The sequence below is a fragment of the Streptosporangium sp. NPDC023963 genome (genome assembly GCF_040639135.1).
GTDB lineage: Bacteria > Actinomycetota > Actinomycetes > Streptosporangiales > Streptosporangiaceae > Streptosporangium.
Genome location: NZ_JBEZZK010000024.1, coordinates 90,513 through 113,465, shown reverse-complemented (window position 1 = coordinate 113,465; position 22,953 = coordinate 90,513). Strand labels below are relative to the sequence as shown.

The 22,953-nt window shown below is 72.3% G+C and carries 18 protein-coding genes; 12 read left to right on the top strand and 6 right to left on the bottom strand.

The genetic code is table 11. The annotated features are described in order from the left end of the window. Window positions 1–330: 330 nt before the first annotated feature. From AB0F88_RS41575 to AB0F88_RS41560, 4 genes are all read left to right on the top strand, one after another. The gene (locus AB0F88_RS41575; RefSeq protein WP_362697158.1) at window positions 331–1,704 is read left to right on the top strand and encodes an extracellular solute-binding protein; all 1,374 of its coding nucleotides are present in this window, start codon (window positions 331–333) and stop codon (window positions 1,702–1,704) included. A gap of 71 nt (window positions 1,705–1,775) precedes the next feature. Further along, window positions 1,776–2,693 carry a sugar ABC transporter permease gene (locus AB0F88_RS41570; protein ID WP_362697155.1) on the top strand — a complete coding sequence of 306 codons (918 nt, stop codon included), beginning with the start codon at window positions 1,776–1,778 and terminating at the stop codon, window positions 2,691–2,693. Window positions 2,694–2,709: 16 nt separating this feature from the next. Next, window positions 2,710–3,690: a carbohydrate ABC transporter permease gene (locus AB0F88_RS41565; protein ID WP_362697152.1), complete on the top strand. Its 981-nt coding sequence runs from the start codon at window positions 2,710–2,712 to the stop codon at window positions 3,688–3,690. Between the two features lie 40 nt (window positions 3,691–3,730). Next, window positions 3,731–5,296, top strand: coding sequence for a glycoside hydrolase family 13 protein (locus AB0F88_RS41560; RefSeq protein WP_362697149.1), 1,566 nt, complete (start codon window positions 3,731–3,733; stop codon window positions 5,294–5,296). A gap of 120 nt (window positions 5,297–5,416) precedes the next feature. Here the strand turns inward: AB0F88_RS41560 and AB0F88_RS41555 are convergent, their stop codons facing one another. Next, window positions 5,417–6,439, bottom strand: coding sequence for a GTPase (locus AB0F88_RS41555; protein WP_362697146.1), 1,023 nt, complete (start codon window positions 6,437–6,439; stop codon window positions 5,417–5,419). Window positions 6,440–6,578: 139 nt separating this feature from the next. Between AB0F88_RS41555 and AB0F88_RS41550 the strand changes: the two genes are divergently transcribed. Further along, window positions 6,579–10,112 (top strand): AAA family ATPase, encoded by a 3,534-nt coding sequence (locus AB0F88_RS41550; protein WP_362697143.1) that lies wholly within the window; start codon window positions 6,579–6,581, stop codon window positions 10,110–10,112. A gap of 4 nt (window positions 10,113–10,116) precedes the next feature. On the opposite strand, the gene AB0F88_RS41545 is transcribed toward AB0F88_RS41550, so the two are convergent. Further along, entirely contained in the window at window positions 10,117–10,887 is a 771-nt protein-coding gene (locus AB0F88_RS41545; RefSeq protein ID WP_362697140.1) for an SDR family oxidoreductase, read from the bottom strand. 208 nt (window positions 10,888–11,095) lie between these two features. On the opposite strand from AB0F88_RS41545, the gene AB0F88_RS41540 reads away from it, so the two are divergent. From AB0F88_RS41540 to chrA, 4 genes are all read left to right on the top strand, one after another. Continuing rightward, entirely contained in the window at window positions 11,096–12,091 is a 996-nt protein-coding gene (locus AB0F88_RS41540) for a LacI family DNA-binding transcriptional regulator (protein ID WP_362697137.1), read from the top strand. A 199-nt stretch (window positions 12,092–12,290) separates the two neighbouring features. Beyond that, window positions 12,291–12,914, top strand: coding sequence for a Chromate resistance protein ChrB (locus tag AB0F88_RS41535; RefSeq protein WP_362697134.1), 624 nt, complete (start codon window positions 12,291–12,293; stop codon window positions 12,912–12,914). Beyond that, on the top strand, window positions 12,911–13,342 hold the full coding sequence (locus AB0F88_RS41530; RefSeq protein ID WP_362697132.1) for a chromate resistance protein ChrB domain-containing protein: 432 nt from the start codon (window positions 12,911–12,913) through the stop codon (window positions 13,340–13,342). Before AB0F88_RS41535 ends, AB0F88_RS41530 begins: the two co-directional genes overlap by 4 nt. A 12-nt stretch (window positions 13,343–13,354) precedes the next feature. After that, entirely contained in the window at window positions 13,355–14,737 is a 1,383-nt protein-coding gene (gene chrA, locus AB0F88_RS41525) for a chromate efflux transporter (protein ID WP_362697130.1), read from the top strand. Between the two features lie 17 nt (window positions 14,738–14,754). Here the strand turns inward: chrA and AB0F88_RS41520 are convergent, their stop codons facing one another. Together AB0F88_RS41520 and AB0F88_RS41515 are read right to left on the bottom strand one after the other, a co-directional pair. Then, complete coding sequence (locus AB0F88_RS41520; RefSeq protein ID WP_362697128.1) at window positions 14,755–15,924, bottom strand: MFS transporter; 1,170 nt, start codon at window positions 15,922–15,924, stop codon at window positions 14,755–14,757. A 157-nt stretch (window positions 15,925–16,081) separates the two neighbouring features. Beyond that, window positions 16,082–16,840 carry a DeoR/GlpR family DNA-binding transcription regulator gene (locus AB0F88_RS41515; protein ID WP_362697126.1) on the bottom strand — a complete coding sequence of 253 codons (759 nt, stop codon included), beginning with the start codon at window positions 16,838–16,840 and terminating at the stop codon, window positions 16,082–16,084. Window positions 16,841–16,897: 57 nt separating this feature from the next. Here AB0F88_RS41515 and AB0F88_RS41510 point away from each other — a divergent pair, with 57 nt between their 5' ends. The 3 genes from AB0F88_RS41510 (at window position 16,898) to AB0F88_RS41500 (ending at window position 19,924) form a co-directional block, all read left to right on the top strand. Beyond that, window positions 16,898–17,887, top strand: a complete 990-nt coding sequence (locus AB0F88_RS41510; protein ID WP_362697124.1) for a WYL domain-containing protein — start codon at window positions 16,898–16,900, stop codon at window positions 17,885–17,887. 226 nt (window positions 17,888–18,113) lie between these two features. After that, window positions 18,114–18,857, top strand: a complete 744-nt coding sequence (locus tag AB0F88_RS41505; protein ID WP_362697122.1) for an alpha/beta hydrolase — start codon at window positions 18,114–18,116, stop codon at window positions 18,855–18,857. 341 nt (window positions 18,858–19,198) lie between these two features. Continuing rightward, a complete protein-coding gene (locus AB0F88_RS41500) occupies window positions 19,199–19,924 on the top strand; it encodes an alpha/beta hydrolase (protein WP_362697120.1) in 726 nt (241 codons plus the stop codon). A gap of 203 nt (window positions 19,925–20,127) precedes the next feature. Here the strand turns inward: AB0F88_RS41500 and AB0F88_RS41495 are convergent, their stop codons facing one another. Together AB0F88_RS41495 and AB0F88_RS41490 are read right to left on the bottom strand one after the other, a co-directional pair. Next, complete coding sequence (locus AB0F88_RS41495; RefSeq protein WP_362697118.1) at window positions 20,128–21,285, bottom strand: LLM class flavin-dependent oxidoreductase; 1,158 nt, start codon at window positions 21,283–21,285, stop codon at window positions 20,128–20,130. Window positions 21,286–21,325: 40 nt separating this feature from the next. Then, window positions 21,326–22,549 (bottom strand): SfnB family sulfur acquisition oxidoreductase, encoded by a 1,224-nt coding sequence (locus tag AB0F88_RS41490; protein WP_362697116.1) that lies wholly within the window; start codon window positions 22,547–22,549, stop codon window positions 21,326–21,328. Window positions 22,550–22,953: the final 404 nt, after the last annotated feature.

The following is a 22,953-nucleotide window of genomic DNA, read 5'->3' as shown; positions in this document are numbered from 1 at the left end:
CCGCCGCCGGGCCGCGCCCGCCGCCGGGCCGCGCCCGCCGCCGGGCCGCGCCTGCCGCCGGGCTCCTCCGGCGCCCTTCCCGGCGGCCGCCTCTAAAAATCTCGACAGGAAGATGACGTCATCAAGCATCTTCCCGCAAGTGGATGACTCCACTCCGTGTCATATGCGTGTAGCCCCAGGTCGGGCGGGGTTCTCGCGCGCGGCGGAGGTGTTACCGGGAGATGGCCGATGGATCACTGTCACTTTTTTGCATCTGAATTGACGGGCTCTTGCTACTTCCTGCACGCCTCTATATGTTTCTCGCAACCGACCCGCCAAGGAGTGCCTCGGATGAAATCCCCCAAGCTCTCGATGCTGCTCGCCGCAGCCATCGCGCTCACCGCCGCCGGTTGCGGTAACGACGACAGCGGATCACAGGCCGCGGAAACCAAGCCGAGTGCCGCCGGGGCCGAAGCTCCGGTCACGATCTCCGTCGGCTGTCAGCCGCCGAAGAGCAACCCGCTGGAGCGGACCGCCTGGGACGAGGACGTGGCAGCGTTCAAGAAGCTGCACCCGCACATCACGATCGACAGCAAGGACGCCTTCCCCTGCATCAACCCGGACACCTTCCAGGCGAAGCTGGCCGGCGGTTCGATGGAGGACGTCTTCTACGTCTACTTCACCGATATCAAGAAGATCATCGCCGCGGGCCAGGCCGCCGACATCACCCCGTACGTCGGCGGCATCAAGCTGCTGAACGACATCCGGCCCGACGTCCTGGCCACCTTCAAGGAGGGTGAGAAGCTCTACGGCCTGCCCAGGAACAACTACTCCATGGGCCTGGTCTACAACCGCAAGCTCTTCACCCAGGCAGGTCTCGACCCCGCCGCACCGCCCAAGACCTGGGCCGAGGTGCAGGCGGCCGCCAAGAAGATCAGCGCCCTCGGTCCCGGGCACGTCGGTTTCGGCGAGTACAGCGCCGGCAACACCGGCGGCTGGCACTTCGCCGCCTCCCTCTACGGGCGCGGCGGCGAGATGGTCACCCCCGACGGCAAGTCCGCGGCCTTCAACAGCCCCGAGGGCAAGGCCGTCCTGGAGAACCTCAAGACCATGCGCTGGACCGACAACAGCATGGGCGCCAAGCAGCTCCTCCAGTGGGAGGACCTGATGCGGATGATGGGCGGCGGCAAGCTCGGCATGATGATCGGCGCTCCCGACGTCGTCCAGGCCGTCAACAACGACTTCAAGGGCAAGTTCGAGGACTACGGGGTCACCGCCCTGCCCGAGGCCAAGGCCTCACTCAGCGGCGGCGACGGTTACATGATCAACCCCAAGGCCACGCCCGAGAAGATCAAGGCCGCCATGCTGTGGCTGGAGTTCCACGAGCTGACCCCCGGCCAGGGGCAGTTCAACTACGCGCGCAGCAAGCAGCAGGGCCGCCCCGTCGGCCTGCCGATTCCCGACCTGTACGGCGACACCGCGCCGGGCAAGGAGATCGTCGAGCTGCGCAAGGCGAACGCCACCGTGCCCGTGGAGAACTTCACCCCCTTCGTGGAGGGTTCGGCGGCCATCCAGAACAAGCTTGAGCCGCCGAAGTCGCAGGAGCTCTACGCGATCCTCGACGTGGCCATGTCGGCGGTGCTGACCAGGCAGGACGCCGACATCGACAAGCTCCTCGCCGACGCGGAGGCCAAGGCGAACAAGGTGCTGGCGAAGTCGAGCTGACCTTCTGACACCCGGGGTGCCGGCCCGTCGGCCGGCACCCCGACACTCATGTTGATATCGGGAGTCAACCGATGACCACTATGACCGTGAAAGGTCCACGGCGGCGAAAGCCGGGAGCGTTCCGGCGAGGGCTGCAACGCAACCTGACCGCCTACGGGTTCCTGTGCGCGGCGCTGATCTGTTTCGCCTTCTTCTCCTGGTACCCCATGGTGAGGGAGGTCCTGCTCAGCTTCCAGCAGACGAACTTCGTCGACGACCCCACCTGGGTCGGCCTGGACAACTTCCGTACCGTGACCGAGGACTCGGCGTTCGCCCAGGCGTGGATCAACACCATCGCCTTCACCGGCCTGGCGCTCGTGTTCGGCTACGTCGTCCCGTTCGTGGCGGCGATCGTCCTGAACGAGCTGCGGCACGCGCGGGCCTACCTGCGGTTCATCGTCTACCTCCCGGTGATGCTGCCGCCCGCCGTCGGGGTGCTGCTGTTCAAGTGGTTCTACGACCCGGGCGCCGGCCTGTTCAACCAGATCCTGGACCTGGCGCACCTGCCGGCCCTGAGCTGGCTCGACTCCACCGACACCGCGCTCATCTCCCTCGTCATCGTCTCCACCTGGATGAACCTGGGAACCGGCACGCTGATCTACCTCGCCGCGCTGCAGAGCATCCCCGGCGAGCTGTACGAGGCCGCGGAGCTGGACGGCGCCGGGCTCTTCAAGCGGGTCTGGCACGTGACGATCCCGCAGACCCGGCTCATCCTGCTGGTGATGCTGCTGCTGCAGATCGTGGCGACCATGCAGGTCTTCATCGAGCCGTACCTGCTCACCGGCGGCGGCCCGGAGAACGCGACGCTCACCGTCGCCTACCTCATGTACCAGTACGCCTTCAACTTCGGCGACTTCGGCGCCGGAGGCGCGCTCGGGCTGATGCTCATGGTCGTGCTGATGGTGTTCTCCGCCTTCTACCTGCGCCTGTCGCGGGACAACCAGAGCTAAGGAGGCAGCTGAGCCGATGTCGAACCTCACCGTTCAACCAAGTCGCCCGGCTCCCGCCCCGCCGCCGGAGCGGGGCTCCGGGAAGAGGGCCCGGCGGCCGCGCAAGCCCAAGGAGCCGGCCAGGGAGTTCCGGAGCCTGGTCTCCCCGCACACCCTCACCACCCCGCACGGGCGGTGGATCTACCGCGTCGTGCTGACCTCGGTGGTACTCCTGTTCACCGCCGTGTTCGTGTTCCCGCTCTACTGGATGGTCACCGGCGCGCTCAAGACCCCCGAGGAGCTCGCCCAGATCCCGCCGAGCTTCTTCCCGACGTCGTTCGACTTCGGGGTGTACGCCGAGGCGTGGGACCAGCTGGACCTCGGGCTGTTCCTCACCAACACCGTCATCTACGCCGGCGGCGCCTGGCTGTTCACGCTCGCCATCGACGTCTCGGCCGCCTACGCGCTGTCGAAGCTGCGGCCGGTGCTGGGCAACCTGGTCCTGGGCATGATGCTGGCCACGCTCATGATCCCGCCGATGGTGATCCTGCTGCCCGCCTACCTGACGGTCAAGGACATGCCGATCTTCGGCTGGGACCTGCTGAACACCCCGTGGGTCATCTGGCTTCCCGCCGCGGCCAACGGGTTCTTCATCTTCCTGCTCAAGCGTTTCTTCGACTCGATCCCCAGGGAACTGCTGGAGGCCGCCCAGATCGACGGCGCCTCTCCGGCGCGTATCCTCTGGTCGATCGTGCTGCCCGTCTCCCGGCCGATCCTCGGAGTGGTGTCCATCCTCTCCGTGGTCAACGTCTGGAAGGATTTCGTCTGGCCGCTGCTGGTGCTGCCGGACGGGGAGAAGATGACGATCAGCGTGGGCATCGCCTCGCTCTCGGCGCAGATGCCGCAGAACGTGCTGATCGCCTCGCTGGTGATCGCGAGCATCCCGACAATGATCGTTTTCTTCATCTTCCAGCGCAGCATCATGGCCGGCCTCACCGCCGGCAGCCTCAAGGGCTGACCTCGTCACCCACCTACAACTACTAAGGAGTTGTTCCAGCATGTCCGAAACGTGGTGGCGGGGAGCCGCGATCTACCAGGTCTATCTCCGGAGCTTCGCCGACGGCAACGGCGACGGCATCGGCGACCTCGCGGGACTCCGCGCGCGCCTGCCGTACCTCTCCGACCTGGGCGTCGGCGCGATCTGGCTCAACCCCTGGTACCCGTCGCCGATGGCCGACGGTGGGTACGACGTGGCCGACTACCGTGACATCGAGCCATCGTTCGGCACGCTCGCCGAGGCGGAGGAGTTCATCGCCGAGGCGCACGCCCTGGGTATCAAGACGATCACCGACATCGTCCCCAACCACGGATCCGACCGGCAGAAGTGGTTCCTGCAGGCGCTGGAGGCCGGGCCGGGCTCCGCCGAGCGGGAGCGCTTCCACTTCCGCGCGGGCCGGGGGGAGAGCGGCGAGCTGCCGCCCAACGACTGGCAGTCGATCTTCGGTGGTCCCGCGTGGACCCGGATCGCCGACGGCGAGTGGTACCTGCACCTGTTCGCCCCCGAGCAGCCCGACTTCAACTGGGACAACCCGGAGGTCGTCGAGGAGTTCCACGACGTGCTGCGGTTCTGGTTCGACCGGGGGGTGGACGGCATCCGGATCGACTCGGCCGCCCTGCTGGTCAAGGACATGGACAGCCTGGGAGGCGAGGAGGCCTACACCGACCTCGACGGCGTCCACGAGATCTACCGCGGCTGGCGCAGGGTGGCCGAGGAGTACGAGGACAGGATCCTGATCGGCGAGGTGTGGCTGCCCGACCAGGAGCGGTTCGCCCAGTACCTGCGCCCCGACGAGATGCACACCGCGTTCAACTTCGACTTCCTGGCGTGCACCTGGGACGCGGCCGCGCTGCGCGGGTCGATCGACCTGACCCTGGCCACGCACATCCCGCTGGGCGCGCCCCCCACCTGGGTGCTGTCCAACCACGACGTGACCCGCCCGGTGACCAAGTACGGCAGGGCCGACACCTCCTTCAGCCACGCCGACCGCAAGCACGGCATGCCCTCCGACCCGGTGCTGGGCGAGCGCAGGGCGCGCGCGGCCGCGCTGCTGGCGATGGCGCTGCCCGGCGGCCTCTACGTCTACCAGGGCGAGGAGCTGGGGCTGCCGGAGGTCGAGGACATCCCCGACGACCTGCGCCAGGACCCGATCTGGATCCGCTCGGGCCGCACCGACCGCGGCCGCGACGGCTGCCGGGTGCCGCTGCCGTGGTCGGGTGACGAGCCGCCGTTCGGGTTCGGCGCCGGGCCGACGTGGCTGCCGCAGCCGCTGGAGTGGAAGGCGCTGACGGCCGAGGCGCAGGCCGCCAACCCCACGTCCATGTTCACCCTCTACCGCACCGGGCTGCACCTGCGCCGCGAGCTGCTCGGCGACGGCACGCTGACCTGGCTGGACGCCCAGGACGGGGTGCTGGCCTTCCGCAGGGAGTCCGGTCTGGTCTGCGTGGTCAACCTCGGCCAGGAGCCGGTCTCCCTGCCCGAGCACGAGTCGGTCCTGCTGGCCAGCGGCCCGCTGGAGGGGAACCTGCTCCCCTCCGACACCGCCGTCTGGCTCCGTACGGCCTGACCCTCCGCCCCTCGGGACTCCCGGCTCGGGGCCGCCGGTGTCCCGGCGGCCCCGGGCGCCCCTGACCGGCCGGACCCCGTCCGGCCGGTTCTCGCGGCCTCGTACCTCTCCGCGAAGTCCTCAAAGGGGGATCTCGGTGAGGTCGAACGCCTTGGCGCCGCGTTCGCCGTCCCAGATCATCAGGTTGCCGTAGGTGCGCGCCGTGGCCACCGGCACGCCGCCGAGGTCGTCCACGTCCTGGAGAAGGCGCCGGAAACGGAAGGCGGCCGTGGGGCCGAGCCTGTTCACGACGCCGGTCATCAGCCGCGTGAGATTGAACCTGAACAGCGCCGAGCAGGGCAGCACGCGATGGTTGTCGCGCAGGCGGGAGAAAACCTCCCGGTGCGCCGGATAACGCTCCGAGTACTCGTCGCACACCTGTTGTGAGAAATGGCCGCGATAGTGGACACCGCGCCGGTCGAAGCCGAGTCTTTCGTCGGAGACGGTGAACTCCCCGGTGCCGTAGGTGCTCGTGAGAAGGATGTCCGCGCGGGGTTCGAGAAAGACGCTCTCGTAGTAGGCGGCCTTTTCCTCCAAACGGCGCAGGAGCGCCCCGCCGGGGGCGAAGGTGCCCCGCTCCCCGCGCATGTCGAAGATCCACGGGGGCGGGGTCAGGGTGTCCGCCTTGGTGAGGAGGAAGGTCAGCTTGCTCATGATGAGCCGCCGCGTCTCGATCGCGACACCGTCGAGCAGCCCGCTCAGGCACTGCTCGTCGTAGGCGGTGGAGCGGCTGTCGGCGTGGAAGGCCCAGATGACGACGTCACACTGGATCAGCCTCTCCAGGTACATGGCCAGGTAGGTCTTGTCGGCGAGGGCGGACTCCCCGATCCCCGGCATGTCCCAGAAGGTCAGCATGTGGCCCGAGGCGCCGGGTACCGAGACCGGCTCCGGTCTCCGGGTGACCGGCCGGACGTGACCGACGGCGAGATCGGTGCCGAACAGGCAGTTCAGGAGCGACGTCTTACCTACCCCTGTTTGTCCCATTATTGCCACACTTAGTGGTTTATCTGATTCGGCACTTCTTTCGCGCCGAACATTCTCCCTGGCCTTTCTCTGCGGGCCGTCGCCCGGCGGGCCGATGGAAAAATCCTCGATCTTGGCCATGCGGTCGTCTCCTGTGACATCGTTGTCGAGCGCTTCGAGCTGCTTTCCACGCTCGTCCCCACGATGGGGCCGACGACCTTGCGACGACCTTGCAGCCGGAGCCGTCGCCGGAAAAAACACGAATCGATCCTCCCGGGCGGTGGACGTGGCGAGCTTCGAGATCAGGTTGTTCGGTGCGGTGGACATCGTGATCGACGGGGTGCCGCAGGAGATCAACCCGCAGCTGGCGAAGACGCTGGCGATGCTGGTCTCCGCCCGCGGCCCGATCTCCCCGGCCGCCCTGGCCGCCGGGCTGTCGGAGCCCTCCTCCGGCAGGCACGTGGAGGTGGCGCCGCCGGTCTCGCGGCTGCGCGGGCTGCTGCGCGGCAGCGGGCTGGACATCCCGCGGGCCAGGCGCTCGCACGTCTACGAGCTGGTCGAGGACGCGCCGGGCCGCCTCGCCGCCATCGTCGACACGCGGAGGTTCGAGGCGTACCTGCGCGACGGGCGGACGCTGCTGGAGCGGGGCGACCTCACCGCGTCCCTGCGGACGCTGCGCGAGGCCCTCGGGGAGTGGTCCGGCGACCCGTTCGCGTCGCTGGCGGGCGGGTGGATCCCGCCCAGGGTCTGCGAGAGCTACCACGCCGGGCTGCGGGAGCGGCGCCGGGAGCTGATCAGGCTCGTCGCCCGCGTCGCCATCCGGCTCGACCTGCTGGGCGACGCGGCGTTCCTCACCGGCGAGGTCGCCGCCGAAGGGCAGGAGGACAGCGGACCGCTGTGGCTGCTGCGCTTCCTCATCACCCTGCGCGACGAGGGAGCGGTCACCGCGAGGGAGCTGATCGAGCGGCGCCGCGCGATCTCCCCGGGGGACGACGCGGTGAGCCGGGCGCAGGACCTGCTGGCCCTGCGCGGGCACGGCCTCGGCCGCCCGCCGTCGCCGCCCGCCGCCCGCGCCTACGGGCACGCCTACGGTCACGGCGGCCCGCGGTCCCTGATCGGCCGCAGGGACGAGATCCTGCTGCTCTCCGCGCTGGCCGGGCGGCTCGAACGCGGCGAGCCGGTGGCCCTGGCCGTCTGCGGCGTCCCCGGGGTCGGCAAGACCAGGTTGGTGGAGGAGCTGGCCGTGCTCCTGCCCCCCGGGGTGCGCATGGTGACCGTCCCGTGCCAGGAGCTCGGCGACCTGCAGCCGTGGCGGGTGCTGGTCGGGACCCTCTGGGAGGACCTGCGGCGCGACCTGGCCGGCCCGGCCGTCCCGATAGGCGCCGAGGAGCGCGAGACGCTGGAGGGCCTGATGTCGGCGGGCCTGTTCGTCTCGCTCGGCGGGCCCGGCCACGAACGCGACCCGCGGCGGCTGGTCGCCCTCCTGGTCTCCCTGCTGCGCCTGACCGCCGGCGCCGGTCTCCTGGTCGTCTTCGACGACGCCCACCTGCTCCGCTCCGACGCCGAGGAACTGCTGCACAACGTGCGGGAGGCCCTCGGGGAGGCCCCGGTCGGCTTCGTGCTCACCGACCGCTCCGAGCCGTCGCGCCGGCGGGGACGGATGGACGTGCTGGCCCTGTCCCGGCTGGGGACCGAGGAGGTGGCGGAGTGGCTGGGCGTGGCGTGGGGACGCGAACCGACACGCGCCGAGACCGGCAGGGCCGTGGACGAGACCGGAGGGCTGCCGCTGGACCTGTGCCGGATCACCGAGGTCGGCGGCCTTCCCCGCGACCGCCCGCGGCACGACACCGCCTCTAGCCCGATGTTCCGCTGGCTCGCCGCGGCGGCCGTCACCGCCCTGGGCCGGGAGATCGACCCCGATCTCGTCGCGGGCATGCTGGACCTCGACACCCGGGAGGCGAACCGCAGGCGCGCGGTGGCCGTGACGGCCGGAACGGTCGTCGACCACCAGGGGCTGCGCTTCGGCCACGACACGGCCAGGGAGAGCCTGCTCCAGGAGCTGAGGCGCCATCCGGAACTGGCCATGGAGCTGCACCGCCGGGCGTTCGAGATCCTGGACGAGCGGATGGCGTGGACGGGCGGGGACGGCTGGATCGACCCGGCGCTGCCGGTGCGCGTCGCCGAACACGCCCGCTCCTCGGGCGGCGGGTTGTCCCAGGAACGTGTCGCCGCGGCCTGCCTGGGCGCCGCGCGGGCGCAGCAGCGCGGCTTCGCCACCGAGGGGGCGATCACGTGGGCGCTGGCCGGCCTGGAGCTGCGGTGCGACGCCGAGACCCGGGTGAGCCTGCTGATCACGCTGGGGGACGCGCGCAACGACGCCGGTGACCTGGAGGAGGCCGAGCGTCTGTACCTGCGGGCCCACCGCGACGGCGAGAGCCTGCCGAGGCTCGCGGCGGTGGCGGCGATCAGGCTGGCGCGCCGCTGGTCGGACCCCGGACAGGCCGACCGGCAGCTGCTGCACGTGCTGAGCGGCAGCCTGGAGGCGCTCCGCGACGACACCGGCGAGGAGGCGGTCCCGCTGCGGCTGCAACTGCGGGCGCATCTCGCCCACAAGCTGACGATGGCGGTCAGCGACAGCCTCGACCCCACGTACGCCGGCCTGCGGCCCGGGGTGGAACTGGCCCGCGCGACGCTGCGCGAGCTGGAGGAGTCCGGGGCCGGGCCGCTCATCCGCTGCGAGGTGCTGAACGAGTGCAGATGGGGCCTGTACGACTTCGCGCACCCGAAGGAGCTGCTGGGCATCGCCGAGCGGCTCCAGGAGGCGAGTATCCAGGCGGCGTCCGCGCACTTTCGCAGCGAGGCCATGGTCGCCCTCACGATCGACCAGCTGCGGCTGGGCCGCCTGAGAGAGGCCGCCGCCACCGTGGCCGGTCACCGCAGGCACGTAGCGCGCAACCACCGGGTGTTCGGCCCCTGGCTGCAGAGCACCCTCGACACGCTGATGGACGTGTGGCACGGGGAGTTCGGCCGCGCCGAGGAGCGCGTCCTGGCCGAGTGGAAGCAGCTCGAGGAGGGTGAGGGCGGGGGAGCGGCCGCCGACACCCTGCGGCAGACGCTGATCGGGCAGCACTACTGGCTGCTGCGCGAGCAGGGAAGGCTGGGGGAGCTCTTCGGCTCCGGGCTCGCCAGGCAGGTGGTGGAGTACGAGTACTTCCCGATCTGGCGCGCGGCGCTCATCCTGGCGCTCTGCGAGATCGGCGGGCACGAGGACGCGAGGGACCGGTTGAGGGCGTTCTTCCGCGAGACCTCCGATCTCGGCGCGCTGCCGCCCGACGGGTGGTCGGTTCCGACGCTGGCCCTGCTGGCCGAGTCGTGCGCGCTTCTCCTCGAGGCCGGCCACGGCGATCCCGAGCTGTCGCGGTGCGGCGCCCTCGTACGAGAGCGGTTGTCGGCCCATCGGGGGCAGATCGCGCTCGCCGGGTGGCCCACGATCCTGCTGGGGCCGACGGACCGCTATCTCGGGCTGCTCGCGCTGGCCGAGGGGGACGCCGAGGAGGCGCTGCGGTGCTTCGACGAGGCGCTCCCGCTCGCCGGCGCCGCCTCACCGCTGATCGCGCACCTCCACCTCGACCGCGCCAGGGCGCTGCGCCTGCGGGGCGGCGGGCACGCCCCGCAGGGCGCCTCGGGGAACGTCTTCGGAGACTCCTGCGGAGGCTCCGAAGGGGATCCCGCCCGCCTGCTCCGCCGCGCGCTGCGCCTGGCCGAGCGCCTGGGCATGGCCGGGGTCGCCGCCCGGGCCCTGTCGCTGCTGTGACCTCCTACGACTCGGGATCGCGCGCGAGCACCGACCGCCCGCCGTCGACGGGCACGGTCGCGCCGGTGACGAAGCCGGCGTCGTCGGAGAGCAGGTGGGCGATCACGGCCGCGACCTCCCGGGGCCGCGCCACCCTGCCCAGCGGGTGCGACAGCGCCATCTCCCGCTCGACGCGGGCCGCGCCGGCAGGCCCCTGGGCGCCGAGGAACTCCGCGTAGCGCTCGGTGTCCACCGAGCCCGGCGCCACGGCGTTGACGCGGATGCCGCGCGGGCCGTACTCGACCGCGAGCGCACGGGTCATCCCCTCGACGGCCGCCTTGGCGGTGACGTACGGCAGGCAGCCGGGGACCGCCTGCCGCGCCTGGTGCGAGGAGACGTTGACGATCGCGCCCGGGGTTCCCGCCGCGAGAAAGCGGCGGACCGCGGTCGCGCACCCGACGACGGCGGCGTTCAGGTTGGCCGCGATGAGATCCAGCACCTGTCCGGTCGTGGCGGAGTGGAGGGAGGCGTCCCGGAACACGGCGGCGTTGTTGACCCAGCCGGCGAGGGGGCCCGCGGCCCGCGCGAGCTCGGCGGCCCGTTCCGCCACGGTCTCGTCGGCGGCGTCACCGGCGACCCCGGCCAGGCGCGCGCCGGCGGGATGGCCGTCCAGCCAGGTCAGGGCCGCAGGGTCGCGCTCGACGGCGACGACGGTGCCGCCGTCGCCGAGCAGGCGCTCGACCACCGCCCTGCCGATGCCACGACCGCCTCCCGTCACCACGTACGAACGGCTCATGCTCTTGCCCTCCCGCCGACGCGCTCCCGCCCGCCGCGCCGCGGGCCGGTGTTTCTCTCCCGGCCGGACGCACGGCTGTTCCCTCCCCATGAGACGTGATCGTCCGCGAAAATGTCAATTACTTCTATCGAAGCACTTCGATAGCTTCGGGCGCTTGATACGATTCCTGCCGGCGACGGGAGCGCGTTTCCGGAAGGAGGGTCCCACGGTGACACGGACGACCATCTACGACGTCGCCGCCGCGGCGGGCGTCAGCATCTCCACCGTGTCGCTGGCCCTCAACTCCCCGGCCCGGGTCAGCCAGGCGACCAGGCGCAAGGTCCTCGCGGCGGCGGACGCGCTCGGCTTCGTCCCCAAGCAGGACGCGGTCGCCAAGGCGCGGCGCGGCGTGGGGCGCGTCGGCGTCATCGCGCCGTTCACCTCGTACCCGTCCGTCGCCCGGCGCCTGAGCGGCATCCTGCGAGCCGTCGGCCACCGGCCCCTGGAGATCGTCGTGTTCGACCAGGAGTCGGCCGCGCAGAGCTCCTCGCCGTTACTCGCCAGCCTGCCCATCACCGGCCGCCTGGACGGGCTCATCGTCGTCAGTCTCTCCCTGGAGGAGGCGGTGGCCGCCCGCCTGACCGACCTGCGGCTACCCACAGTCCTGGTGGACGTCCGCCACCCCCGCTTCGACTCCGTGCACACCGACGACGCCACCGGCGGCCGGCTCGCCGCCGAGCATCTGATCAGCCGTGGTCACCGCCGATTCGGCTTCCTCGGTGAGGCGCAGAGATCCGGGCTGTACGTCTCGCCGTCCCAGCGACGGCTGGCGGGCTACCGCTCAGCACTGGCCGAGTCCGGCCATGCCCTCGCCGACGGCGACGTGCTGCTGACCGCGCACGGCGTCGCGCCGGCCCGCGCCGCCGCCGGGAGGCTGTTGTCGGCACCGGACCGCCCGTCCGCGGTCTTCGCCGCCGACGACACCCTCGCGGCCGGAACTCTGAGGGCCGCCCACGACCTCGGCCTCGCCGTCCCCGGCGACCTGGCGGTGGTCGGTTTCGACGACAGCGACCTGGCCGACGCCCTTGATCTCACCACCGTGCGCCAGCCCCTGGAGGAGTCCGGGCACGCCGCGATGGAACTGCTCATCCAACGGCTCGACCGGCCCGCGACCGTCCGCGAGGTGGCGCTGCGGCTGCGACTGGTCCCGCGCGGCACGAGCTGACCCGGGCCCCGTCCAGCCGCTGGAGGGCCCGCCACACCCTCAAGATCATTTCTTGGCGTACGGTCTCGTTCCGATGCTCCTCGCGAGCCGCGTCATCGGCGGTACGTCTCCACCGGGCGAGCACCTCGCCAGGCGCTCTTCCCCTGGGGCGGTAACCACGGCTACTGTAACCGTGGTTACCGATGTCGAGGAGTGCTTCGTGGATCACGAACCCCCGGCCCCACCGGACCTGGCGGGCCGATGGGTGCTGCTGGCCTACCGGATCCCGCGCGAACCCTCGGCGCCGCGCATCGCCGTCTGGCGCAAGCTGGACCGGCTGGGGGTGGCCCGGCTGGGCGACGGCCTGGTGGCGCTGCCCGCCGACGCGCGCACCCGTGAGCAGCTCGAATGGATCGCCGAGGAGATCGGCGCCGCGGACGGCACCGCCACGGTCTGGCTGGCCACACCGGCCGGTACCGCCCAGGAGCGGGCGATCGCCGAGCAGATGCAGGCGGCTCGCCGCGCCGAGTACCTGGCGGTCGTCGCCGCGGCCCGCGCCGCCGAGAACGCCGGAGCGGGGGAGCGCTCGCGGGTGGCGGGCCGGCTGCGCGCGGAACTGCGCCGCATCGGCCGCCGCGACTTCTTCGCCCCCGCCGAACGCGATGTGGCCCACCAGGCGATCCGCGACCTGACCGCGTTCGAGCAGGTGCCCGCCCGCCGCGGTGACGACCGGGAGGCAGGGGAGGCCGGTGACGGCCCTGCGGCCGCCGGGGCACGAGACGCCGGGACGACGCCGACACCGAAGACGGCACCGAAGACGGCACCGAAGGCGGGCCCGCGATGAGGTGGGCGACCCGGGCGGGGGTGCACATCGACCGGGCGGCGTGCGCCTGGCTGATTCGCCGCCACCTCGACGCCGAGGCGCGCTTCGTGTTCGTCGACGACCCGGCCCAGGTGCCGGCCGACGCGACCCCGTTCGACATGCGCGGCGCCAGGCTGTCCCACCACGGCGCCGACTGCAGTTTCGAGACGATCCTGCGCACCTACGAGCTGACCGACCCGGTGCTGTGGAAGGTCGCCGAGATCGTGCACGAGGCCGACGTCGACGACGAGCGATACGAGGCCCCCGAGGCCCCGGGCCTGGACGTCGTCCTGCGCGGGCTGTCGATGACCTGCGACGACGAGCGCGTCCTGGAACTGACCGGCCCGCTGTTCGACGGACTGTACGAGTACTACCGGCGGGCCTTCCTGCTCGGCCGCCCACCCGCCTGAACCGGAGAACCCATGACAGATTCCCAGACGCGGGCCACGGACTCCGGGACCCCCGGCGACGTGATCCCGTTCCGCCAGGCGGTGCGCGCCTGGTTCGGCATCTCCCTGCAGACCTTCGGCGGCCCGGCCGGGCAGATCGCGGTCATGCAGCGCACCCTGGTGGAGGAGAAACGCTGGATCGGCCAGCAGCGCTTCAACCACGCCCTCAACTACTGCATGCTGCTGCCCGGCCCCGAGGCCCAGCAACTGGCCATCTACGTCGGCTGGCTGCTGAACGGCACCCGCGGCGGCCTGGTGGCCGGCACCCTGTTCGTCCTGCCCGGCATGCTCGCGCTGCTGGCCCTGTCGGCCGTCTACGTCATCTGGCAGGACACCTCCGTGGTGACCGCCCTGTTCGCCGGGATCGCGCCGGCCGTGCTGGCCATCGTGGCCCAGGCCGTCATCCGGGTCGCCAGGCGCTCGCTGACCCACCCGCTCTTCGTCGCCGTCGCGGTGGCCGCCTTCGCCGCGCTCGCCCTGTTCGCGGTTCCCTTCCCCGTCGTGGTCGCCGTGGCCGCGCTCATCGGCTGGACGGTGTACAGGCTCAGGCCCGCCCTGGTGAAGAAGGGCGGTGGCGGACACGGGGCCGACGAAGGGCCCGCGCCGCTGATCTCCGATGACGCCCTGCACCACGCCACCCCCAGTTGGCGTTCGGCGGCCAGGATCCTGGCCGCCGGCCTGGTCGCCTGGTGGCTGCCGGTGGCCGCCGTCGCGGTGTTCACCGGCACCGGCAGCGTCTTCACCACCCAGGGGCTGTTCTTCTCCGGCACCGCCCTGGTCACCTTCGGCGGTGCCTACGCGGTGCTGGCCTTCGTCGCCCAGCAGGCCGTCCAGACCTACGCCTGGCTCACCCCCGGTGAGATGGTGCGCGGCCTGGCGCTGGCCGAGTCGACCCCCGGACCGCTCATCATGGTCGTGCAGTTCGTCGCCTTCCTGGGCGCCTTCCGCGATCCCGGCATGCTCGACCCCTGGGCGGGCGCGCTGCTGGGCGCCCTGCTGACCACCTGGGTCACCTTCGTGCCCTGCTTCCTGTTCATCTTCCTGGGCGCTCCCCACATCGAGCGGCTGCGCCACAACGCCGCGATCGGCGCCGCCCTGACCGGCATCACCGCCGCCGTCGTCGGCGTCATCGCCAACCTGGCCCTCTACTTCGCCCAGCACACCTTGTTCGCGGCCACCCGCGTCCACACCTGGGGGCCGCTGCACGTTCAGCTTCCCGAAGCCGCCACCGTCAACGTCGTGGCGCTGGTCATCACCGCCGCGGCCCTGGTGATGACGTTCGCGCTGCGCTGGCCGATGCTGCGCATCCTGGGCGTCTGCGCGGCCCTGGGTATCGTCTCCCTCCTGCTGCCCTGAGATCGCGATCTATTGATCTACTTTGTAAAGGGCGGGGTCCTGAGCGCCCTCGCCGCAAGTGCCACGAAAAGGGCCAGCAGGGCGGGGACGGCCAGCGCGCGGGGCAGGCCGATCAGCTCGGCGGCGCCACCGATCAGCACGGGCCCGCTGAGGAATCCCACGTAGCCCAGGCTCGCCACCCGGGCCAGTGCCTTCCCGGCCCGGGCCGGGTCGCGCCGGCCGGCCGCGGAGAAGACCTGCGGGACGATGCAGGACAGTCCGGCCCCGAAGCAGCCGAAACCGATCACCGCGGCGATCTGGTGGTCGGCGAGCAGGCCCAGGCCGAGTCCGCAGGCGGCCAGCGCCCCGCACGCGCGCACCAGGTTGACCGGCCCCAGCAGGGTGGCCAGCCTGTCGCCGGCGAGGCGGCCCGCGGTCATCATGATCGAGAAGGCGGCGTAGGCGGCGGCGGCGAACCCGTCGGAGCTGTTGAGGCTCTCGCTCAGGTAGACCGAGCTCCAGTCGGCCGCGGCCCCTTCGCCGATCATGCAGCAGAAGGCCAGGACGCCCAGCAGCAGCACGCCGCCGCCCCCGCCGGTCGCCGGCCCGGTCCCGGTGGGGGCGGCGTGCGCGGTCAGGGACAGCGACCAGCGGGCGGCCCAGAGCGCGAGCGCGACGATCACGGCGGCGACCGCGGTGAACGTCGCCCCCGGGCTGAGGCCGGTCTGGGCGAGCAGCCCTCCGGCGGCGGCGCCGAGGAAGCCGCCGATGCTGAACACGGCGTGGAAGGACGACATGATCGGGCGGCCGACGGCCTGCTCGATCTCGACGGCGTTGGCGTTCATCGCCACGTCCAGCGTGCCGTGCACCGCCCCGAAGGCGAACAGTGCGACGGCCAGGCCGGCCAGGTTCGGCATGAGGGCGGGCAGGACCAGCACGAGGCCCTGGGCGAAGGCCATCGGCAGCATCACCTTGACGCTGCCGTGGCGGTCGACCAGGCGGCCGACCACCTGCATGCCGGCGATCGCCCCGGCGGCGATGCCGAGCAGCCCGAGGCTGAGCTCGCCCTCGCTCAGCCCCAGCCCCTGTTTGATCGACGGGATGCGTGCCGTCCAGGTGCCGATGGCCATGCCCGAGAGCAGGAAGAGCAGGTAGACCGCCACCCGGCCGCGCAGCAGCGTGGCCCGGTCGAGGGTGGTGACGTGCATGGGGGAGGGCTCCAGTCAGGGGGTGCGGAAGTCGGAGGGCGCGGATCGGGGAGGACGGGCGAACCCTGCGCGTCCGGCATGGTCGCCGGGTGCGGATTCCGCCCGGACGCCGCGAACCAGACGCCGTGCCTGGACGCCGCGAACCAGGTGGTGTGGCTCAGACGGTGCGGACGGCGACGCCTGCCGCGATCATGGCGTCGTGCTCGGCGGGGGGCAGCGCGGTGTCGGTGACGACCATGTCGAGGCGGTCCAGCGGGCAGACCGCGCCGAACGCGGTGCGGGTGAACTTGCCGGAGTCGGTGGCCACGATCACGCGCCGGGCGGAGGCGATCGCCGCCTGTTTGACGGCGACCTCGGAGAGGTCGTGGGAGGTGAGGCCGTGCTCGGCGGACAGGCCGCAGCAGCCGATGACCGCGGTGTCGAAGCGCAGGGACCGGATGGAGCTCTCGGTCAGCGGGCCGGTGAAGCTCAGCTCGCCGGGGCGGACCTCGCCCCCGGGGAGCACCAGGCGGATCCGGGAGGCCGTGCTGAGCTCGGTGGCCGACTGCAGGCAGAGCGGCAGGACCGTCAGGCGGCGGTCGCGGATCACGCGCGCGATCTCCAGGGAGGTGGTGCCGCTGTCGAGCAGCACGGCCTCCCCGTCGGCGAGCAGGGCCGCGACCTCGGCGGCGATCCGCCGCTTGGCCTCCACGGCCTCGCGCTCGCGCACCCCGAAGGGGGGCTCGTCCCCGCGCAGCAGCAGGCTCACCGCGCCGCCCCTGACCCGCCTGACCACGCCCTGCTGGGCGAGCTCGTCGAGGTCGCGGCGGATGGTCATCTCCGACACGGCGTGCTCGACGGCCAGCTCCGCGACCGAGACCACGTCGCTGGCCTGCAGCGCCGACATGATCGCGCGAATGCGATTATTGCTTTCCACGTGTTCATTTGAACACGGAGTATGTGAGGTTGGCAAACGTGCGGGACAATGGCCGTCATGCGCGCGAGTCGTCTGCTCTCACTCCTGCTGCTCCTGCAGACCCGGGGGCGGATGACGGCCACCGAGCTGGCCGGGGAGCTGGAGATCTCCGTCCGCACGGTCTACCGCGACGTGGAGGCGCTGTCGTCGGCCGGGGTGCCGGTCTACGCCGACCGCGGCCCCGCCGGCGGATACCGCCTGCTGGACGGCTACCGCACCCGGCTCAACGGCCTGACCGCCGCGGAGGCGTCCTCGCTGTTCCTGGCCGGGCTGCCCGGTCCGGCCGCCGACCTGGGGCTGGCCGAGGTCGCGGCCAACGCCGAGCTGAAGATGCTCGCCGCGCTTCCTCCCGAGCCGCGCTTCCACGCCGCCCGGATGCGCGAGCGCTTCCACCTGGACGTCCCCGGCTGGTACCGCGACGCCGACCCGGCCCCCTTCCTCGGGGAGGTCGCCGAAGCGGTGTGGGAGCAACGGCCGCTGCGGATGACCTACCGGCGCTGGGGCCCCCGCGACGTCGAGCGGCTGGCCCACCCGTACGGGCTGGTCCTCAAGGGCGGGGAGTGGTACATGGTGGCGGTCGCCGGCGAGGGAGGGCCGCGCACCTACCGGGTGTCGCGGATCGTGAGCGCCGAGTTCGCGCCGGGGCGCTTCGAGCGTCCCGCCGACTTCGACCTGCCCGTCTTCTGGCGGGAGTACGCCGCCGGCTTCCGCGAGCGGATGCACACCGGCGAGGCCGTGGTACGCATGGCGCCCGGCGTCGAGGGGCTGCTGAGTTACACGGTGGGCGCGGAGGTCGCCGAGGCCGCGCTCGCCGAGGCGGGGCCGCCCGACGAGCACGGCTGGGTCGTGCTGCGCCTGCCGACCGAGTCCACCAGGCACGCCCACTGGCAGCTGCTGCGCCTGGGCGCCGACATCGAGGTGCTGGAGCCACCCGAGCTGCGCGAGCAGATGGCCGCCACCGTCGCCGGCCTCGCCGCGCTGTACGTCACGGGCCCGGGCTCCGGCTGAGACCGGCTGAGGTCGGCCCGCCTCGCGTGCTCCCGCGCCCGGCGGTGCGGGCCGTGTCCGTGGTCGATCGATCTGAGACGGGCAAAGACCGGCCCGCCTCGCGTGCTCCCGCGCCCGGTGGCGCGGGCCGTGTCCGTGGTTAATCGATTGCGGACACCGGGAGCGGCCGCGACGATGGCGGGATGTTCCTTCTCGCCTCTGGCGATTCTCGTTCTCCGGCGGTCCGATGACACTCGCCCACGACGACGGGGGAGTGGGCGACCCCGTGGTGTTGCTGCACTCCAGTGCCGCCGACTCGCGGATGTGGGACCCGCAGTGGGAGGCGCTGACCGCCCGCTTCCGGGTGATCCGGCCGGACCTGCGAGGTCACGGCCGCACACCGTACGCCGCCGAGACCCCCTACTCCGACTCCGGTGACGTGGCGGACCTGCTCGCCGCGCTCGCGGTGGAGAGGGCCGCGCTGGTCGGCTCCTCCTACGGGGGCCGGGTCGCGCTGGAGGTGGCCACCGCCCATCCGGCCCTGGTCTCCCGGCTGGTGCTGCTCAATCCGGGCTGCGGGCTGGAGCCCACGCCCGACCTCGCCGCGTTCGGCGAGGAGGAGGACCGGCTGCTGGAGGCGGGGGAGGTCGAGGCCGCCGTCGAGCTCAACGCCCGCACCTGGCTCGGCCCCGAGGCCGGCGGGGAGACCCGCGCCCGGCTGGCGGCCATGCAGCGCCACGCCTTCGAGGTCCAGCTCGCCGCCGACCCCGAGCCGTCACAGCTGGAGGGGGAGATCGACCTGGCCAGGGTGACCATGCCCACGCTGGTGGTCAGCGGCGCCCACGACCTGCCCTACTTCCAGACGACGGCCCGCCACCTGGCCCGGGAGCTGGCCTCGGTGACGGCGGTGCACCTGGAATGGGCCGGGCACCTGCCGAGCATGGAGCGGCCTAAGGAGATCACCGCGCTGATCCTCGAACACCTCACCTGATCCGCGCCGCGAGGCGGACCTCCCCTTCCGGTCTCCCGGTGAGGTGGCCGTCGCCGCCCGTGCCGCTCGTCCTCACCACGACGGGGCACGGGCTCGAGGCCCGCCCGGCGCGGGCCACGGCCGGCCACGGCCGGCCACGTGGTGTCGCCGGCGCCGCGCAGGGCGAGGTTCGCCCGGCGAGATCGGTGTGATATTTTCGGCGACGCCGTGCAGCAGTACGACTGGAGGAGGTGAGACCGATCAACGCTGTGATGACAGATCGGGGCTCCCTCCCGTGCATGGTCTAGGGAGCGCCCGCACAAGGCACCCCCGAAAGGCTTCGAAACGCCATGCGCTTCAGCTTGACCTCTCAGACGCCGACCGACGGCGTCACCGAACAGTCCTTCACCCTCGGCGAGATCACCGGTGTGCTGTTCACGCCGCAGGGCGCCACCGGCCCCCGCCCGCTGATCCTGATGGGACACGGCGGCGGCCAGCACAAGAAGGCTCCCGGCGTCCTGGCCGGCGCGCACCGGTTCGCCGCCGAGGGGGGCTTCGCCGTCGCCGCGATCGACGCCCCCAACCACGGCGACCGGCCGAAAGACGAACGGTTCATCCGGTTCGCGGGTGACATGCGGGCCCGCATGGCCGCCGGTGAGGACCCGGCCGGGCTGGTCGCGGCCATGCACGACCTGCTGGCCGGGCGGGCCGTCGCCGACTGGCAGGCCGTTCTGGGCGCGGTCCAGGAGCTCGACCACGTGGGCGCGGGCCCGGCCGGCTACTGGGGTGTGTCGATGGGCTGCGGGCTCGGTGTGCCGCTGCTCGCCGCCGACTCCCGGATCCGCGCCGCGGTGCTGGGCCTGCTCGGCGTGCACGGGCTGGCCGCACCCGCCGCACGGGTCACCGTGCCGGTGCGGTTCCTGCTCCAATGGGACGATACGCGGGTGCCCAGGGACCAGGCCCTGGCGCTGTTCGACGCCCTGGGTTCCACCGACAAGACGCTGCACGCCAACCCCGGCGACCACGGGGGAGTCCCCGCGTTCGAGACCGACGACGCGCTGCGCTTCTTCGCCCGGCATCTCGGGTAGGACCGCCTCATAGACGGCGACGCGCCGGCCGGGGCCTGTTCCCGGCCGGCGCGGTCGAGCCGGACCGTTCGGCACGGCCGAGCGGGTGCGGGAGACCGGCGTCGACTTCCCCTCCCTCGTCAACGAGGGGGGGTCCCGCGGTGGCCCGTGAGGATTCCCGCCCCATCGCCGGTCGCCCGCCGGAATGAGGAGCGGAGCCTCGCTCAGCTCGTCGCGGTGGACGCGAACGGGACCGAGGCCGGCTCGTGCGCGGCCGCCGCGGCGGGGTGTTCCCACAGCCCGCGCCCGCGCAGGATCGGCAGCACTCCCTCGCCGAACCAGTACGCCTCCTCCACGTGCGGGTGGCCGGACATGACGAACTCGGTGATGCCCAGGCGGGCGTACTCCTCGATCCGGTCGGCCACCTCGGTGTGGCTGCCGACCAGCGCGGTGCCCGCGCCGCCGCGGACCAGCCCGACCCCGGCCCACAGGTTGGGGGAGATCTCCAGCCCGTCGCGGCTGCCGCCGTGCAGGGCGAGCATCCGCTTCTGGCCCTCGGACTCGCTGCGGGCCAGGCCCGCCTGCACCTTCTCGACCGTGGCCGGGTCGATGCCGTCGAGCAGCCTGCGGGCCTGTGCCCACGCCTCGCCGGAGGTGTCCCTGCTGATCACGTGCAGCCGGATGCCCTGCCGCAGCGTGCGTCCCTCGGCCGCGGCCAGGCCGTTCACCCAGGTGATCTTCTCGGCGACCGCGGCGGGCGGCTCGCCCCAGGTGAGGTACGCGTCCACGTGCCGGGCCGCGACCCGGCCGGCGGCCGGGGAGGATCCGCCGAAGTAGATGTCCGGCACCGGGTCGGGTACCCGGTTCAGTCTCGCGTCCTCGACCCGCAGGTGCTCCCCGGTGAAGTCGACGCTCTCGCCGCGCCACAGCGCCCGCACGATGTGCAGGAACTCGTCGGTCCGCGCGTATCTCGCGTCCTTGTCCAGGAAGTCGCCGTACGCGCGCTGCTCGTGGCTCTCGCCGCCGGTGACGACGTTGAGCAGCAGGCGCCCGCCCGAGTGCCGCTGGAAGGTGGCGCCCATCTGCGCGGCCAGGGTCGGGGTGACCAGGCCGGGCCGGAAGGCGACCAGGAACTTCAGCCGTTCGGTGGTCTCGGTGAGCATGGCCGTGGTCAGCCAGGCGTCCTCGCACCACGCGCCGGTCGGCGTCAGCGCGCCGACGAAGCCGAGGTGCTCGGCGGCGTGCACGATCTGCCGCAGGTAGGCCAGCGTGGCCGGGCGGGCGCCGCCGGCCGCTCCCGGGGGCAGGCCGTGGCCGCCGCCGACGATGTCGCGGCTGTCGCCATAGGTGGGGAGGAACCAGTGGAACGTCAGGTTTGTCATGGCACTTCCGTCGTCGGTCGCGGTCTTGTGGCGGGATGGGTCAGAGCAGGCCGTGGCGGGGCGGGAGCCGGCCGTTGAGCACGTAGCGGCCGATGTGCTGGATCTTCCAGCGGGCCGGGTCGTGCAGCGTGTGCGTCCTGGCGTTGCGCCAGTGGCGGTGCAGGTTGAGGCCGTCCAGGCTCGCGCGGGTGCCGCCCAGCTCGAAGACCGCGCTGCCCAGCTCGACCGCGACCGGGTCGACGTAGGCCTTCACGGTGGCCACCGCGATGGACGCGGCGGCCGCCGACTCCTCCGTCAGGTCCGCCGCCGCGGCGTCCACCTCCCGGCCCGCCGCGGCGAGTAGCGCCTCCGCGGCCCGCACCTTGATCGCCAGCTCACCCGCCCGCTGGATGATCAGCGGGTCCTCCGCGGCGCTGTCCACCCCGCTCTCGAACCAGGGCCTGGCCCTGGTGCGGACGAACTCCAGCGCCTCCGCCAGGGTCCCGCCGGCGATGCCCACGTCGATCGCGGCGTGCAGGAGCTGGGCCACCGCGCCGTGCAGCTGCGGCCCGGTGAACGTCAGGTGGTGCGGCACCACGCGGTTCGCGGGCACGCGCACGTCGTCGAGGCGCACGGTGCCGCTGGCCGTGGTCCGCTGGCCCATCCCGGCCCAGTCGTCGATCACCGTCAGCCCGTCGGCGTCCCTGGGCACGTACGCCACGTGCAGCGTCTCGTCCTCGCGCCTGGCCAGCACCGGGATCCAGTGCGCGAACAGCGCGCCGGTGCTGTAGTGCTTGACCCCGCGCAGCAGGAAGCCGTCCTCGCCGTCGGGCACCAGCCGCGTGCGGTAGTCCTGCACGTGCCTGGTGCCGGCCTCGGACTGCGCGTTGCCGAGCCTGGCGCCGGCGAGCACCTCGCCGAAGAAGAACTTCCGCTGCTCGGGGGTGCCCTGGCGGCGGAGCACGTTGACGTAGACGAAGTGGCTCTGCGGGATCTGCGCGATGTTCGGGTCGGCGGCGGCCAGCAGGCGTACCACCTCGGCGAGGGTCTGGGCGCTCACCTCGGCGCCGCCGTGCTCGCGTGGCACGGTGATCGCGAGCAGCCCGCTCGCGGAGAGCCGGTCCAGTTCCGCGACGGGCAGCAGCCGCCCGGCGTCGCGGTCGGCGGCGCCGGGCGCGAACTCGGCCGCCAGCGCGCGGGCCGTGGCGATCGCCTCCGCGTCGTCGGCGATCACATGCGCCCCCGGCAGGCCGGGAGCCTGGGAGGTTGTGCGGTCGATACTCATACCGGATCCGTTCTACGTGTCGCGTTAGGATCACCCTAATTCCTGTATAAATGGTAGGCAATATCCGTTTTAGTGGCGCGCGGTGGCAGGACGGGCGACCGGTCGCCGCCCGTGGAGGCAGGGCGCCCGCGCGGCGCCGGTGCGCCGCGTCGCGCACCGTGCCATGTGGCACGTCGCACGTCGCGCGCCGTGCCGTCCGGGGTGGCCGGGCCGTCGTCTCGGGTGCGCGCGGCCTCGCGCACCTCCGGATGGCGGGCGGATCTCGGTCCGTCGGAACGGACCCGGCGAGAACCGCCGTGGGGGTGGGGGGGGGGGGGGGCGGGGGCCCCGGGCCTCCACCACGGCGGGGTCGCGGCCGCACCGCCCGGGGCCCCCGGTGGGGCGCTCACGGCCGGGCAGGCGGG